The organism is Microcoleus sp. B3-A4, assembly GCF_036705385.1.
In the GTDB taxonomy this organism is placed as follows: domain Bacteria; phylum Cyanobacteriota; class Cyanobacteriia; order Cyanobacteriales; family Microcoleaceae; genus Microcoleus.
Genome location: NZ_JAUBUI010000042.1, coordinates 36,752 through 51,323, shown reverse-complemented (window position 1 = coordinate 51,323; position 14,572 = coordinate 36,752). Strand labels below are relative to the sequence as shown.

At 46.5% G+C, this 14,572-nt stretch carries 7 protein-coding genes; 3 read left to right on the top strand and 4 right to left on the bottom strand.

All coding sequences use genetic code 11. The features are described 5' to 3' along the window. Nucleotides 1-157: 157 nt before the first annotated feature. The 4 genes from QUB33_RS17510 to QUB33_RS17495 all read right to left on the bottom strand — a co-directional run bounded on the left by QUB33_RS17510 (nucleotide 158) and on the right by QUB33_RS17495 (nucleotide 4,055). Nucleotides 158-331: a hypothetical protein gene (locus QUB33_RS17510; protein ID WP_333351960.1), complete on the bottom strand. Its 174-nt coding sequence runs from the start codon at nucleotides 329-331 to the stop codon at nucleotides 158-160. A 228-nt stretch (nucleotides 332-559) separates the two neighbouring features. Next, complete coding sequence (locus tag QUB33_RS17505; protein ID WP_333351958.1) at nucleotides 560-1,693, bottom strand: succinylglutamate desuccinylase/aspartoacylase family protein; 1,134 nt, start codon at nucleotides 1,691-1,693, stop codon at nucleotides 560-562. A gap of 88 nt (nucleotides 1,694-1,781) precedes the next feature. Next, nucleotides 1,782-3,740 (bottom strand): adenylate/guanylate cyclase domain-containing protein, encoded by a 1,959-nt coding sequence (locus QUB33_RS17500; protein ID WP_333351956.1) that lies wholly within the window; start codon nucleotides 3,738-3,740, stop codon nucleotides 1,782-1,784. 147 nt (nucleotides 3,741-3,887) lie between these two features. After that, a complete protein-coding gene (locus QUB33_RS17495; protein ID WP_333351954.1) occupies nucleotides 3,888-4,055 on the bottom strand; it encodes a hypothetical protein in 168 nt (55 codons plus the stop codon). Between the two features lie 189 nt (nucleotides 4,056-4,244). Here QUB33_RS17495 and QUB33_RS17490 point away from each other — a divergent pair, with 189 nt between their 5' ends. The 3 genes from QUB33_RS17490 (at nucleotide 4,245) to QUB33_RS17480 (ending at nucleotide 14,571) form a co-directional block, all read left to right on the top strand. Then, nucleotides 4,245-6,983 carry a DEAD/DEAH box helicase gene (locus tag QUB33_RS17490; RefSeq protein ID WP_333351952.1) on the top strand — a complete coding sequence of 913 codons (2,739 nt, stop codon included), beginning with the start codon at nucleotides 4,245-4,247 and terminating at the stop codon, nucleotides 6,981-6,983. Nucleotides 6,984-7,370: 387 nt separating this feature from the next. Beyond that, nucleotides 7,371-10,112, top strand: a complete 2,742-nt coding sequence (locus QUB33_RS17485; protein ID WP_445299534.1) for a family 10 glycosylhydrolase — start codon at nucleotides 7,371-7,373, stop codon at nucleotides 10,110-10,112. 514 nt (nucleotides 10,113-10,626) lie between these two features. Then, nucleotides 10,627-14,571, top strand: coding sequence for a PAS domain S-box protein (locus tag QUB33_RS17480; RefSeq protein ID WP_333351963.1), 3,945 nt, complete (start codon nucleotides 10,627-10,629; stop codon nucleotides 14,569-14,571). The last annotated feature ends 1 nt before the right edge of the window (nucleotide 14,572 follow it).

The following is a 14,572-nucleotide window of genomic DNA, read 5'->3' as shown; positions in this document are numbered from 1 at the left end:
TCGCTTCTGTGATTTATTGCGTAAGCGTTGCTTGCCGTAGGCGTCGCATCCCTCTTTAAAAACTGTCCGGAGTATTGTTCTAGGTACTTGCTGCTGTAATTGCTCTTGATACAGCATCATCAGTTTTTTCCGGTCTGGTCTACAGTCTTGTAAGGCTTCATAGACGCTTGACCATTGACGATTGAATAGCGGACGCTCGCGAAAATTCCGCCAAACAAGCCGCATTCCTGGTTGTCATTACTGCATCCATCAGCTCGAATGTTGCATCTTTCGCCAGCACTAATAACTCGTATGCTGCTTGACGAAAGTCTTTTAATCGTTCACTGTTCATTAAGGGAGTGGATAGGTTTTCTTTTCACCCTTATTCTCTCCCAGCGCGGTGGCTCTAGTTCTTCTGAAGCCACCTTTCTCATCTTTATTTAGTCTAAACTACAGTTATTATAAAAGTGCTGCGGAATTTAAACAAGCGCTATTCAATAGTATATCGTAAATTATGCTTCGACTACCAATAGGTTTTCAGAAACCCGGTTTATTCAATAAACCGGGTTTCTTGGTATTCTCAATCTGCCATCACAGACAACACATACTCTCCTTGATTTACTGACTGATTGGTCGAAACATCAAAAATGAAAACATCCGACTCAGCACAAACATCAACCAAACTCGGAAATTCCCCATTCTTATTAAAGCTGAGAATTTGATAAAGCCGATCGCCCTTTTTTACATAACTCCCCAATTCCACTCGATTTTGTATCATCCCGCCCGCAGGCGTGTAGTATTTGAACACTGAATTCTTGGGGGTAAAAATAACTTGATGATTCGCAGTTTCGGGCAGAGGAAATCCATCTATTTTCAATAAACCCTTACTTGCTAAGTAATTTTTGATTCCCCGCAAGCCATTCGCCACCGACTGGGGATTCATTTCCATCCCCGAACCTAATTCTAAAGTCCAAGCTTCCACATCAAATTTGATCGCACTTCCCAACTGGGTCAAAATCTTCTCCAAAGCTAGCCAAGGCTTGAGAAACGCCTCGTCAAAAGCATCGCCGTCGTACTCGTTCATCAAAATTGCCCGATCGAGCAAAAAAGCTTTCGCACTCTCCTCGCGGGAATTAAAACAGTAAAGGTAATCTAAACTTTGATTCGTAGAACTGTGCAAGTCCAGCACATAGTCAGCATCCAAACACAAAGATTGTAGCTGATATCGGTAAAATTCGCTGTAGGGGCGACAACTAGGAGCGTTAATTTTTTCCAACTCTTTCGCAAAACTCAAAGCAATCGCTTTTCTGTAATTAGCTTTGACAGTATCGGCATCGAGATGGATGTGAGACTTCGCAAAACCCAGAATATCTTCCCCTTGTTTTTCAAAATCCCAGAAAATTCGGTTCCAATTTACCCCATCATAAAGATTGTAGCGACCAGGGGAAAAATGGTGCGATCGCTGACTGACACCCACAGGATTGCAAACAGGAACTAGCCAAATTTCCCCGCTTAACTGGCTGCTGTCCAAAGACCTTAAAAACTCAATTAATTGGTAAATCACAGCATTACCGCTAATCTCAGCGCCGTGCAGGTTAGATTGGAGATAAGCTTTTTTGCCCGGAATCGCACCTTGGAACTGATAGACTTGCAGTGAAAGCCGATCGCCCGAAGCAAGCTGCACCACAGGAATACTCGAAATAACAGGAATCATAGACAAGACTCGGAGAGAGGGAACACGTTTAGAAAGGCAGGTGAGACTTGGCAAAACCAATCTTCCCAATTGAAGCATCGATCGGCTTCTAGCTTTTTGGACAGATTAACCAGTAAGTAATCATTTCTCCCCGACCCTTAATAGAAATAGTACCTCTTGGTTCCAGCACATACAGATCTTTCAAATGAGAATATGTGGTCTCTGTTACCTGAATATAGCCCGGTTGACCGTGAGACTCCATGCGAGAAGCCACATTAACGGCATCTCCCCACAAGTCATAAATAAACTTCTTGATGCCAATCACTCCCGCAATGACGGGACCAGTGTTAATGCCAATCCGTATTTGTAGTGAGTTTCCTAAATAGTTGGGTATTGTTTTCATGTAAGCCTGCATTTCTAAAGCCATATCCGCGATCGCCCTGGCATGATCCTCACTGGCGATTGGCAATCCACCCACCACCATGTAAGCATCACCAATGGTTTTAATTTTTTCTAGACCATACTTTTCCGTCAACTGATCGAAAGCAGAAAAAATTTGGTTCAATCCGGCAACTAATTGCATAGGTTCCATTTGGGCTGAGAGACTGGTGAAACCAACAATATCAGCAAAGAGAATCGTCACTTCTTCAAAATGTTCTGTGGGAGATTCTGCTCGTTTTAAGCGCTCGGCAATTTTGGCAGGCAGAATATTGAGTAAAAGCTGTTCCGATCGCTCCTTTTCTTTGCGTAGTTCTGCCGTGCGGATTTCCACTCGATTTTCTAACTCCTCATTAGCTAAGCGTAGGGCTTTTACGGATTCCTTGAGTTTGTCGGTCATGCTGTTGAAAGAATCAGCCACAATAGCAATTTCCTTAATCCAGCCAGCGTCAACTTTTTGGTCGAGATTACCTCTGGCAACTTCTTGAGATGCCTGAGCAAGTTTTAATAAGGGGTGAGTAATCCAACGGGCAGTGAGAATACCGATCGCGATCGCGACGAGTAAGGCTATTAAAACTAGCACGATCGTATTTTGGGTGTTTTCATAGATTTGTGCCATAAAATCTGCTTCTGGAATCACCACCGCAATCAGCCAATCAATACCTTTGCCATCCTTGAGGGGGGATACCTGCACGAACTGTCGCTTACCGTTGAGTAGGTAATCGCCTTGTTGCGATCTTTCAATGCGATCGAAGCTGCCAAAATGCTGCTGCAAATATTGGGCAGTTTCTCTGACTACGGGTTCTTCGCTTTGAATCGCCATCACCAGCTTGGCATTTTCCCCTTTGCCCACAGTCAGAGGTTCATTGGTGGAGCTAGAAAGCATGGAACCTTTGCGATCCATAATGAAAGCATGACCTGTTTTGCCAATTGCCAGACTAGCTAAAAATTTCCTTAAATCTTCTAAAAGCACCACATCCGTGGCACAAACCCCTAAGATGTTTCCCGTACTATCGTAAACTGGCTCGCTAGCTGTAATCGTGGGCAATCCGCCGGAAAAATCCAGGTAAACCTCACTCCAAATCTGTCGTTTTGCTTCTATGGCGGCAATGTACCAAGGACGTTTGCGCGGATCGTAGGGGCGGCGTTTTTCTAGCAACTGCTGCCGATTGCCCCGACTATCCATAGCATAATAGTAAAAATTGTAGTCGCTCTCTTGATTGCTAACAGACATGGCGACCGTTGCAGAACCTTGAGAAAACAGGCGAGATGCCCCCAGATATTGCCCTTGGGAGTCACCGCAGTAGGATGAATCAATAAAGGTAGAAATTTGTATCTGGGTCAAAAATTGCTTGGCATTGCTGGCATTAACCATATCAAAACTATTCTCAGAAAAAGCTGCTCCATTCAACTGATTAAAATCGTGGGGCCTACCTAGATATTTTCTTAATTCTCCATCAATCCGGGCAGTGAGTTCATTGCGTAATTGGGCTGCTAGATCGTTAACCGCTTTTTGACCGCTGCGAAAAGACAAATAACTGACTAACCCCACAGTTCCAGCGATCTGCAATACAAAGGGCAAAACAAGGGCGATGCGGAGCCGGAACCTGCGATTTTTGATAATTTTCATATAAAAAAAACCGTGATGTTTCTGAGATTGACAGGACTTACGCATAAACCCTATAAAAAGGGTGTGCACTGCACACCTTACGCCATAAATAGCGTGTCAAAATACTTGGGGCTTAATTCCTGATTTATATTTTTTGTTAATATCATGCTAGATATAACCCTTTGTTTCAGGAACGGCACCTTGGAACTGATAGACTTGCAGTGAAAGCCGATCGCCCGAAGCAAGCTGCACCACAGGAATAGTCGAAATAACTGGAATCATAGAGAAGAAAACGGGGAATGGGGCATGGGGCATGGGGAATGGGGCATGGGGCATGGGGCATTGGTAACTGGTAACTGGTAATTGGTAATTGTTACTAATGACTAATGACTAATGACAACTGCCAACAGACTTATTCCTTCCTAGCCGATTTGGTGGCGAAGGTTTAAAATCAATACAGTCCTCTGCTGACTTGCTTTCAGCAAGATTTAAGCATACTTATCCTGCAACCTTATAATAATCCTTGTGCCAGACACTGCCCAGAACCGCCCAGAGCTGGATCTGAAGACCATATTTCCATTCGAGCTAGATAACTTTCAGAGAGAGGCGATCGCCGCCCTCGATGCAGGTAAATCCGTTGTCGTGTGCGCTCCCACAGGCTCCGGGAAAACGTTAATCGGCGAATACGCCATCCATCAAGCACTATCCAGGGGGCGGCGCGTCTTCTATACCACTCCCCTCAAAGCACTCTCTAACCAAAAGCTGCGCGACTTCCGCAGTCAATTTGGAGACGACAACGTAGGTTTGCTAACGGGCGACATCTCCGTCAATCGAGATGCGCCGATTTTGGTGATGACTACCGAAATATTTCGGAATATGCTCTACGGTACGCCGATCGGAGAAGTCGGTACTTCCCTCACCGGAGTCGAAACCGTGGTGCTCGACGAGTGTCACTACATGAACGATCGGCAGCGCGGCACCGTCTGGGAAGAATCCATCATCTACTGTTCGAGCGAAATTCAACTGCTCGCCCTCTCAGCAACCGTTGCCAATAGCGACCAACTCACAGACTGGATTAACAAAGTCCACGGGCCCACAGAGCTCGTCTACTCAGACTTTCGGCCAGTACCGCTGCAATTCCACTTCGCCAACCAAAAAGGGATATTTCCCCTGCTAGACGAGACCGGCAAAAGAGCGAATGTCCGGTTAGTCCCCAAAAAGAAGCAGCAAAAAGTAGAAAGAGGCAGCATCCCCACTCCGAGTTTGACCGATGTTTTGGCCCGGTTGGACGATCGAGATATGCTACCAGCAATTTACTTCATCTTCAGCCGTCGCGGGTGCGACCAAGCAGTCGCAGAAGTCGGCAATTTCTCCCTAGTTAACGAAGCCGAAACAGCCGAACTCAAACGCATCATTGACGATTTTTTACAGCGAAACCCAGAAGCAGAACGCTTCGGTCAAAAAGAAGCACTTTTAAAAGGCATCGCCGCCCACCACGCAGGCATTTTGCCCGCTTGGAAAGGTTTAGTAGAAGAACTCTTTGGCAGAGGTTTGATTAAAGTCGTATTTGCCACCGAAACCCTAGCAGCCGGGATTAATATGCCCGCCCGCACCACAGTCATTTCCACCCTGTCCAAGCGCACCGACAAGGGACATCGGCTGCTAAACGCTTCAGAATTCCTGCAAATGGCCGGTCGGGCTGGTCGGCGGGGCATGGACAAGCTGGGGCACGTGGTCGCAGTTCAGACGCGCTTTGAAGGCGCAAAAGAAGCCTCGTATTTGGCAACAGCCAAAGCCGACCCCCTCGCCAGTCAGTTTACGCCCAGCTACGGCATGGTGCTGAATTTGCTGCAAACTCACACTCTCGACGAAGCTCAAGAGTTGGTAGAGCGGAGTTTTGGTCAATACCTGTCTACGTTGTACTTGCAGCCGCAGCAAGAAGAATTAGACCGATTGCAAACAGAATTGGCTGTGCTGGAACAGTCCCTGGCGGCCGGAGGAAATGTCTCCACCCTGGAAAAAGAGCTCGCCCATTACGAAAAATTGCAGGCAAGACTCAAAGAAGACAAACGTTTGCTCAAAATTCTCTTGCAGCAAGCTGAAGAAGCCAGATTTAAGGAGATGTCCGTAGCTGTGGCTTTTGCAGTGCTCGGTACGGTTCTGAGTCTCAAAGGCAAGCACGTTCCGACAGCCAAACGATCGCACACAAATCCTGTACCCGCCGTACTGGTTGCCAAAATCGCAGGTTCCGGCCAAGCACCAAATTTAGTGTGCTTGGGCAAAGATAACCGCTGGTATGTCGTCGCCATTAGCGATGTCGCTAGCCTGCACGCCGAATTACCCCGCTTGAGCGTTGCAGATACCTTGAACCCACCGTCGGAAATGCCCCTGAGACTCGGCCAGTGCCGCTTGGGAACTGAAGAAACTGCTTCAATTGCTGCATCGATCCCACAATTGCCGACACCGGAACCGAGTCCGGAGGCGATCGAGCAACAGCATAAAATCGCAGCCCTAGAAGCTCAGCTAGAAATTCACCCGGTTCTAGTATGGGGCAATCCCGGTACTTTGCTCAAACGCCAGCGCCGCCGGGAAGAATTGAAAAAAGAAATCCGCAAAAGCGAACAAGAGTTAGAAAAGCAACGAGCTCGCTACTGGGAGCAATTTCTCAACTTAATCGACATCTTGCTGAATTTTGGCTGCTTGGAAAGAGTAGTTTCGGCAACTGGAAACCGAAATGACTCCTCCGACAGGTTGGTGCCCACAATCTTGGGCCAAGCTTGCGCCGCCATTCGCGGCGATAACGAACTGTGGCTGGGTTTGTCCCTGATGTCTGCGGAGTTTGACGAACTCGACCCCCACCACCTCGCTGCTGCTTGTGCGGCCTTAGTTACAGAAGTTTCCAGACCGGACAGTTGGACTCACTACTCGCTGTCGCCAGAAGTTTTGGCACCTTTGGACAATCTGCAAAAAGGCCTGCGCCGCCGGTTGTTTCAAGTGCAGTACCGTCATGAAGCTGCAATCCCGATTTGGCTGGAACGGGATTTAGTGACTTTGGTCGAACAGTGGGCTCTGGGCGTTGAATGGCTGGAACTGATTAGCCATACGAGTTTGGATGAAGGGGATGTGGTGCGGATTTTGCGCCGGACTTTGGATTTCTTGTCTCAGATTCCTCACGTTCCTCATGTTTCAGATTCTTTGCGGAGAAATGCTTGTCGGGCGATGCAGTTAATCGATCGATTCCCCGTGAATGAAGCTGCAAGTTAGAAAATTGTTGACTGTTGAGTGTTGGCTGTTGGCTGTTGGCTGTCCGGCATCTAAATTGTATTTTTGGTTTTTCAACCCAAATGCACCCAGGTTTTAATTTAAAATCGTTTCCGGTTGCATCGGTATTGTTCAAATGTCCAAACAGTCCACACTCAACAGTCAACAGTCAACAGTCATGAGGAATAGACCCAGATTTAAATCTAAAATCCAAAATCTAAAATCTAAAATCTAAAATCGATCGATCGCACATTTTCCTGATTCAGGTTGCAGAACAGGATAGAAAATTGTATGGTGCGGATCGATCGCTCTTAATTGTTATTGAATTTTTCTCTAGCGGTGTGGTGGGTAATTCTCATATTTATGCAACAAATCAATAAGCCCGATCAAATGCCTGATGCCTGCTCTCAGGCTCAAAAATTTCGCTTTTTCACTTTCTTGCAAAGAGTCTTAATTGGCACTCTAGCAAGTACATTACTCAATCTCTTTATTTTATTTCCCTCTCCGAGTTTCGCAGAAGTAGTTCTGGGCGTTGTTCGCAGTTCCGAAAATTCTCCCGATTGGGTAAAGATTACCACGCGCCTCTGGGAAAGCGGCATTGCTTACAAACCAATCAATTTGGAAGAAATCAAAAATTTGGCGGATTTAGCAGGCGTTAACGTGCTGTTTTTGCCAAACATTGAAACTTTGAGTCCGGCGCAAATTAAAGTTTTAGAAGCTTGGACAAAACAGGGCGGCCGCTTGATTGCTTCGGGCCCAGTCGGCCGCAGTTCCCCGGCCTTGGTGCGCCAATCTTTGCGATCGCTCCTCGGGGCCTATTGGGCTTTTCCGTTAACCCAACCGGCGAACCCGCAACCGCGCAGCCGCTGTCGGGATTTGGCTTGCACTACTTCTAGCAGTTGGATGCCACCAGAACAAAAAAATGCCTCAGTCCAAGGCGGTGTCTTGATTCCGGCCGATGCGAACAGTCAAACTATTGCTACTTGGAAAGATAGTTCCGGTTCCTCCGCAGCCATCGCCACAGATCGCGCTACCTATCTCGGCTGGCGCTGGGGTAGCGACGGTTCGGCAAATGTAGATAAGGCTTGGCTGCAAGCCTCGATCGCCCGCTGGGGAGGCACGATCGCTTCGCAGCCCTCTGCGCCGCCCACCGCTGCCGCGACCCCACTGCCAACTCCCCCCTCAAGAGTTACTAGAAACAGCCCTAATTCGCCGCGTAGTAACCCGCTGAGCCGACTTTCTTCCTCTGGCTCGGTTTCCGATCCAGTACCTGCAACTTTTACAGACCCTTCGGATCAGTCGGCGCCGCCCGGTTTGGACGTGCAGGCAAATTCCAATAAGCCGATCGTCAGCATTGAAGCGTACTTGATGCGCCAAGAACTCACTAACCTCCTGGGCCGGTTTGAAAGCGCCCTAACAGCATCTAATTCAGGCAATACCGCCATCAATCTCAATGCTGCTACCACCCCTCAACTGGTGGCTGCAGAACAGGGGGGCGGCGGCCCGGCAGCCAGTCGCTTGACTATTCTGCAAGCGAGCAGGACGGGGGCGATCGCCCAAGCGCGGCAGGTTTTGCAAACTTTTGACCAACTCCTGCAAGAGCAAAACTACGCGGAGGCTAGAAAGCAGTGGGTGGAAGCGCGGCAGTTGCTGTGGCAAAATTACCCGAAGGAAGGACAGCGCGTTGGGGCGGAAATTCGGGCGGTTTGGCTCGATCGCGGGACGATCGTCGCAGCGCGATCGGAACAGGGTTTGGCGGCAGTGTTCGATCGGCTCGCCGCCGCCGGTATCAATACCGTTTTCTTTGAAACTTTGAATGCCGGATATACGATTTATCCCAGTCAAGTTGCACCGCAACAAAATCCCCTAACAGTTGGCTGGGACCCGCTGGCATCTGCGGTTAAATTAGCTCACGAGCGAGGCATGGAACTGCACGCTTGGGTTTGGGTTTTTGCCACAGGAAATAAGCGCCACAATACTTTAATCGGCCAGCCTAGTTCTTATCCCGGGCCGGTACTTTCCGCTCATCCACAGTGGGCGAATATTGACAATAAAGGACGCACCCAAAATCCTAATGATGGCAAATTTTATCTCGATCCTGCGAACCCGGAGGCCCGTAATTATTTGCTGCAAATTGTCAGCGAAATTGCCAACAACTATAAAGTAGATGGGGTGCAATTAGACTATATTCGCTATCCTTTTCAAGATGACAATGCGAATTTTACTTACGGTTACGGTATTGCGGCGAGGCAGCAATTTAGGCAGTTGACGGGTGCAGATCCGGTGAATATTTCGCCCAGGGACGGCAGTTTGTGGCGGCAGTGGGTTGAGTTTAAAACTAATCAAATTAATAGTTTTGTAGCTGAAGTTTCTCAGCTTTTGCGGCAGAATTATCCGCGCACAATTCTGTCGGTGGCGGTGTTTCCGCACCCGGAAAGTCAGCGGATTTACAAAATTCAGCAAAATTGGGAACTTTGGGCTCGTCAGGGCATTGTAGATTTGATTGTGCCGATGACTTATGCTTTGGATACGAACCGACTTCAGCGCATCACCGAACCGTTGGTAAAGGAACAAATTCTGGGTTCGGCTTTGATTTCTCCAGCGGTTAAGTTGTTGACTCTCCCGGAAGTTGTGGCGATCGACCAAATTCAAGCTTTGCGCGATTTGCCGACTGGGGGCTATGCTATTTTTGCCGTGGAAAGTATCAGCAGCGGGATGCAGGGATTTTTTAACCGCACTCAAGGCCCGCCAGTGCGTTCTACTTCTGCTGCGGAGCCGATTCCTTACCGACAGCCGTTTGCGGCGGCGGCTTCGCGGTATACTGCTCTCAAGCAGGAATGGAGTTTTTTGTTGGCTAACAATCAGTTGCGGGTGTCGGAATCTGAACTGAAGGTTTTGCAAAGTCGATCGGAGGAATTGGCGCAAGCTTTGAGCAAATTGGCGGCAAATCCTTCTACGGAAAGTTTAGCAACTGCTAAAAGATTGTTAAGGGGTTTTCAATCTCAATTTCAATCTTCGATGCGCCTGCATTCTGCCGAAAATAGCTATCAGGTGCAAACTTGGCAAAATCGTTTGGAGAGTTTGGATATGCTGTTACGTTACGGCGAAAGGATGGAGTTGAATCGCAGGTAAATGCAGGTTTTTGGGCGGAGTTCTTGTGTAGCTACTCTTGCTTCAAACTGAGATGTTGCACTAAGCTGTTCTGCCTTTAAATTGTCTGTCAAAAAAAATCCAAGTCTTGTGGGGTGGGCGTCCCGCCCGCCCAAAATATACAAATTAAATGCGCGACAGGTTATTCTCGCTTAACAGGCTGGACGGTCTGTTTCACAAAAAGTGCATTTTCTTGTGGGGAGTAGGGGTTGGGCAGGAGAATCCGCCCGTTCAAGACTTATTGAGAATGGTGCAATAGATCAGATGATTTCGACTTAGGTCGATCGCGCCCACTTATCTGTATCAGTAGTTACGAAAAAGCTCTGAGTATAAATACGCTATATTGAGTTAAATTGATCGACGGGTACTGTCGTCAGTAAACTACAGCATAAGGAGAAAAGGAAGGGCAAAGGGAACATAATTTATACTCAAAACTCCCAACAATTACCAATGCCCAATGCCCAATGCCCAATGCCCAATTCCTCTTAGGATGAATATGTTTCCTAAACCCCTCAATCGTTTGGCTACAAAATTTATCGGCAAAGCTCCATTACAAACGGTGCTCGTGGTTCCTTTTTTAGTGCAAATTGTCGGCACGGTAGGAGTTGTAGGTTGGCTATCTTTTCAAAACGGTCAGCGGGCAGTTAATGAGGTTGCCGCTCAGTTGCGGGGAGAAATTAGCGATCGCATCAAAGACCGCATGGAAAATTATATGTCAATTCCCCACATTGTCAATCACCTGAACGTTCAAGGCATAAAATTGGGGCAGTTGAACCTAGAAGACAACCAAAAACTAGAACATCATTTCCTAGAACAAATTCAATATTTTGATTCGATCAGCATCATTTACACAGGTAAAGAAAATGGAGAACATTCGGGAGCAATCCGCACTAATGAACGGATTCTGATATCTGCTGCCGACAGCTCTACTGGGAATAAATTAGCTCGCTATACGGGTGACTCTCAGGGAAACCGCGTTCAATTAGTGCAAATTTCGCCCAATATTTACGACCCGCGAACTCGACCTTGGTACATAGCAGCAGCGGCGGCAAAAAAACCTATTTGGACTCCAATTTATACAGATTTTTTGACTAGGGAACTGGCAATTACTGCTGCTTTGCCTATTTACGACGATTCTGGCAAATTGTTAGGAGTAGCTGGCAGCGATTTGCTCTTTTCTCGAATCAAAGAATTTCTCGTTAGCCTCAAAATTGGCAAATCAGGACAAACTTTTGTCATGGAGCGATCGGGGATGTTAATTGCTACTTCAACGGCGAGTCAAGAATTCGTGGTGGAAGGTAAAGAAACAAGGCGAATTAAAGCTTCAGAAAGCGAGAATCCGGTAATTCGCCAAACTGCACAGCATTTAGATAAATCCTACGATAGCTTAGCTAAAATCAATAATCCTCAACAACTTACTTTTGATATTGACCGCAAGCGAAATTTTATTCAGGTAGCTCCTTTTAAAGACGATCGAGGGTTGGATTGGCTGATTGTAGTAGTTGTACCCGAGTCTGACTTTATGGAGCAAATTAACCTCAACACGCGCACGACTTTTTTACTGTCGCTTGCAGCTTTGATGGGGGCGACAATCCTGGGGATTCTTACTGCTAAATGGGTAGTTCAGCCGATTTTAAGATTGAATGCAGCGGCGAAAGCTTTGGCGCGAAATGAATGGGATACAAAGCTCACTCTGAATCGCGAAGATGAACTCGGAGAACTTGCCACTGCTTTTAACAGCATGGCAGAGCAATTGCAGCATTCATTTACTTCCCTCTCAGAAAGCGAAAGCCGAGTCAAACAATTTCTCAATGCAGTACCGCTAGGCATTTTTATTGCAGAGCCAAACGGTCAACCTCACTACATTAACCCTACAGGAAAGAAACTTTTGTCTCAAGGAATTGTGGCAGCAGATGCCGAAAAATTGCGCCAATTATACCGAGTTTATTTAGCTGGAACTCAGGAAATTTACCCAGCGGAACGCGATCCAATTTTAAATGCTTTGCAGGGTAAAACTGTAACTGTTGATGACATTGAAATCTCCTCGAATAACAAAACTGTTCCCCTGCAAGTTTGGGGAACTCCTATTTACGACGCCCAAGGAAATATTCTTTACGGAATGTGCGCTTTTCAAGATATTACGAAACGGAAACTAGCAGAGAAATTATTAAGGGCATATAACCAAAATTTAGCAGTGCAAGTTGCAGAACGCACCGCAGATCTTGCTAAGGCAAAAGAAAAGTTTTCTAAAGCTTTTCGTTCGAGTCCGAATGCGATTACAATTACAAGAATTCGTGACGGTTGCCACCTAGAAGTTAATGATAGTTTTTGCCGGATGATGGGCTACACCCAGAAAGAAATTATCGGTAAAACAGCGGTTGAACTCAACTTTTGGGCGAGTTTGAAAGAGCGTGACCGCATGATTCAAATGTTAAAAGACAAGACAGCAATTCACAATTATGAGCTGAGGTTTCGCAATAAAAATGGTACAGAAAGAACGGCACTGCTGTCTATAGAAACCATCGATATTGACGGAGAAGCTTGTTTTTTGTCGATGTCTAGCGATATTACCGATCGCCAAAAAGCAGAAACAGCCCTCCGGGAAGCCGAAGAAAAGTACCGCAACATTTATGAAAATGCTTTGAATGGAATTTTTCAAACTGCTGTTGACGGGAAATACATCAGCGCTAACCCCGCTTTAGCTAACATCTACGGTTACGACTCGCCTGCAGATTTAATAGCAGCACAGCCGAATTTCAATAACCAGCTTTACGTGAAACCCAACCGCCGCGACGAATTTGCAGCGCTGATGAATGAGTGCGGGATACTATCAAACTTTGAATCAGAAATTTACCGCAAAGATGGCAGCATAATCTGGATTTCGGAAAATTGTCGCGCTGTCTGCAATGAAGCAGGAAATTTACTTTACTACGAAGGTTTTATTAAAGACATTACTGATAACAAACAAGTGGAAATCAAAATGCAGCAGGCGAAAGAAGCGGCCGAAGCCGCAAACAAAGCTAAGAGTAGTTTTCTCGCCAATATGAGCCACGAATTGCGATCGCCTCTGAACGCGATCATCGGCTTTGCTCAAGTCCTGATCCGCAGTCAAACTTTGTCTCAGGAAAATCAAGAAAATGTCGGAATCATACTGCGGAGTGGCGAACATTTACTGGCTTTAATCAACCAAGTTTTAGACTTGTCAAAAATCGAAGCCGGACGCACAACGCTTAATGAAAAAAGCTTCGATTTGTACCAACTAATCGACGATTTAGAAGATATGTTTGCTCTCAAAGCTGAGCAAAAAGGTTTGCAACTAATCTTCGACACAGACGCAGAAGTTCCCCATTTCATTTGTACTGATGAAGTTAAATTGCGGCAAGTCTTAATTAACTTGCTCAATAATGCAATTAAATTTACCTCAGAAGGGGGAGTGTCGGTGCAAGTCAAAGGAGGAAGGCGGAACATACATAAAAACAGCACTGACCAATTGCCCGATCGCTACTGGCTGCATTTTGAAGTTCAAGATACTGGTGCAGGCATTGCTGCTGAGGAAATCCATCAGTTGTTTGAAGCATTCGTGCAGACGAAAACAGGTAAAGATTCTCAGGAAGGAACGGGTTTAGGTTTAGCTATTAGCCGCCAGTTCGTGCAATTAATGGGAGGTGAAATTACTGTTAGCAGCGACATCGGAAAGGGTGCATTATTTCAGTTTGACATCCAAGTTCATCTGGTTGAAGCTAGTGATATTGAAAGCAAAAAAACTCAACGTCGAGTTGTTGCCCTCGCACCGAATCAGCCGAGTTATCGCTTGCTAATTGTGGACGACAAACCTTTGAATCGCCAACTGTTAGTAAAACTTCTCAGTCCACTCGGATTTGAGTTGAGAGAAGCAAATAACGGTAAAGAAGCGGTTGATATTTTTATGGAGTGGGAACCGCATCTGATTTGGATGGACATGAGAATGCCTGTCATGGACGGCTATGAGGCAACGAAACAGATTAAAACTACAACTGGCGGGCAAGCAACGGCGATTGTGGCCCTAACTGCTAGCGTTTTGGAGGAAGAACGGGCGGTGATTCTTTCGGCGGGTTGCGATGATTTTATGCGGAAACCGTTCCGAGAGGAGGATATCTTTGCGGCAATGGGAAAACATTTAGGAGTACGCTATATTTATGAAGATCCAACCGCAGTAAGTGCCGCAGGTGTAGAGGAGTCAAGTCAGGAGGTGCTGACACCGGAGGCTTTTGCCTCTCTTTCTCCAGACTGGATGGCCCAATTCAAGCAAAGTATTTTGAGTGTGGACATGGAGGCGATCGCTAGTTCGATCGCACAAATCGGCACTGTCAATCCCTCTCTTGCGGCCAAACTTCAAGATTGCATTAATAATTTTGAATATGACAGAATTTTGAACCTAATCGATATTAGCGAAAAACAGTAAA

What these genes read in the sequence shown, in the direction of transcription:
- QUB33_RS17485 (WP_445299534.1), top strand. Translation starts at nt 7,371, where the DNA reads ATGCCTGATGCCTGCTCTCAGGCTCAAAAATTTCGCTTTTTCACTTTC.
- QUB33_RS17480 (WP_333351963.1), top strand. Translation starts at nt 10,627, where the DNA reads ATGTTTCCTAAACCCCTCAATCGTTTGGCTACAAAATTTATCGGCAAA.
- QUB33_RS17500 (WP_333351956.1), bottom strand. Translation starts at nt 3,740, where the DNA reads ATGAAAATTATCAAAAATCGCAGGTTCCGGCTCCGCATCGCCCTTGTT.
- QUB33_RS17495 (WP_333351954.1), bottom strand. Translation starts at nt 4,055, where the DNA reads ATGCCCCATGCCCCATTCCCCATGCCCCATGCCCCATTCCCCGTTTTC.
- QUB33_RS17510 (WP_333351960.1), bottom strand. Translation starts at nt 331, where the DNA reads ATGAACAGTGAACGATTAAAAGACTTTCGTCAAGCAGCATACGAGTTA.
- QUB33_RS17505 (WP_333351958.1), bottom strand. Translation starts at nt 1,693, where the DNA reads ATGATTCCTGTTATTTCGAGTATTCCTGTGGTGCAGCTTGCTTCGGGC.